Origin of the sequence: Edaphobacter aggregans DSM 19364 (assembly GCF_000745965.1) — a bacterium.
GTDB lineage: Bacteria > Acidobacteriota > Terriglobia > Terriglobales > Acidobacteriaceae > Edaphobacter > Edaphobacter aggregans.
This window is the reverse complement of sequence record NZ_KN050794.1, coordinates 1-1637: the sequence shown is the minus strand read 5'-3', so window position 1 is coordinate 1637 and position 1637 is coordinate 1. Positions and strand designations below refer to the sequence as shown.

The following is a 1637-nucleotide window of genomic DNA, read 5'->3' as shown; positions in this document are numbered from 1 at the left end:
CTCTCTCCAAAAACTCTTTCAAGTGTGAATCTCCGCGACCTGGAGTCCAAGTTTGGTGGCTCTTTTTCGGAGCAATTGGATTTGTTGTCGGCGGAATCTCTCCTCATAGTACTCAGTGCCTTTGTCCACGTATGCTTGACCGTACTTGAGCATGCGATAGACAAGGCGGGCGAGTCGATGAGCCATAGCGGTGATGGCCTTTGGAGCCCCTAGCTTGGTTCGCAAACGACGGTACTGAGCACCCAGGTAGCTGCGGCTGCGCATCAGGGTGTTGGCAGCCTGTCGCAGTGCGGTCGCAGCGCGGTTGACCACGCGGCGCGTGCCTCTGGCCAGCACCTTATCTCCACTGGTACGGTTATCCGGGCAGAGTCCCAACCAGGAGGCGAAGTGTGACTCGGTATTCCAGCGACTCATGTCTAGTCCTACTTCGCTGACCAGCGTCTGGGCTACCATGACGTCTATGCCGTCAATGCGGGTGAGGTCCACGCCTGTGACACGCTGCAGTTCGCTGCTGAGATCGAAGCGCGGGGCATTCTTGGCTGCTGGCTTCTTTGTCTTGGGCTTCTGCTTGGATGTTTGGACCGAGTGGGTGTTAGTAAAGCTGGCTAGGTGCTGCTGCAATCGTTGGTCGCACTCGATGATCCGTTTCTGATAGGTGTCGTACATCTCTACTTCTTGTTGCAGTACAAACAGGAGTTCCGGACGCCAGTTGCCCAGCAGGCTTTTGGCGATCTCCTCCTGGCTGGCCTGAATCCGCGGATCACTGAGCGCAGCTAGCTTTAGCGGATCGCGCTCGCCAGCCACGATCGTTCGTATGATCGTTTGTCCGGTCAGCCCACTTATGTCACTGATCACGTTGGCTAATTGCACGTTCATCTGGGTCAGGGCCTTTTGCATCCGCTGAATGCAGGTCGCTGCTCCCGCTACATGTTCTGCTCGTTGGCGCCAGTAGGTTCGAAGCACTCGAATCTCTGCCGGGGGATGGAAGGAGTTGCGCAGAAGCCCGTAGGTATGCAACTTCAGTAACCACTGGCTCTCCTGCACATCGCTCTTGCGTCCGGGCAGGTTCTTGGTGTGCCGCGCATTGACCAGATAGACCTCGAAGCCCCGCTCTTCCAGAATCTCGTAGAGCGGAATCCAATAGACGCCCGTCGACTGCATGGCCACGGTCTTGACTCCACAACTTTTAACCAGTTAGCGAGACGATGTAGGTCGGCCGTAAAACAATCAAACCTGCGCACTGGCTCCTCATCACGCTCCGGCCGAACGGCTACGTAGTGGGAGCTGTTCCCCACATCAATCCCCGCTGCCTGCGGATGAACTACCTCCATGATTTTGGCATTCTAATTTGGCTCACTCTGGCGGTTTAAGTTGGCCCACCCTGGGCAGAGCGGACTCTACCCTGTTTCTCAGCGGCGCTGAGGGACGGAGGGCGAGTTGGACTGGAGAGCCAAGGTGGAGTTATACGAGCAGATTCGCCGGGAGTATGAGTTTGGAGTCGGGTCGATCATCGGTGTGGCGCGGAAGTTGGGTGTGCATCGGCGCATGGTGCGGGAGGCGGTGCGGAACGCAGTTCCGGCGCAGCGCAAGAAGACAGAACGTCCGGCGGTGAAGATGGCCGCAGCGGCGTCGTTGAT

At 57.4% G+C, this 1637-nt stretch carries 1 protein-coding gene and 1 pseudogene; one reads left to right on the top strand and one right to left on the bottom strand.

Going from position 1 to position 1637, the window contains the following annotated elements:
* Positions 1–18 precede the first annotated feature (18 nt).
* Positions 19–1331: pseudogene (locus Q363_RS35340) on the bottom strand (IS110 family RNA-guided transposase).
* A gap of 106 nt (positions 1332–1437) precedes the next feature.
* Between Q363_RS35340 and Q363_RS35335 the strand changes: the two are divergent.
* Positions 1438–1637, top strand: a 200-nt coding sequence (locus tag Q363_RS35335) for a hypothetical protein (RefSeq protein ID WP_035359901.1), incomplete at its 3' end; no start/stop codon positions are given.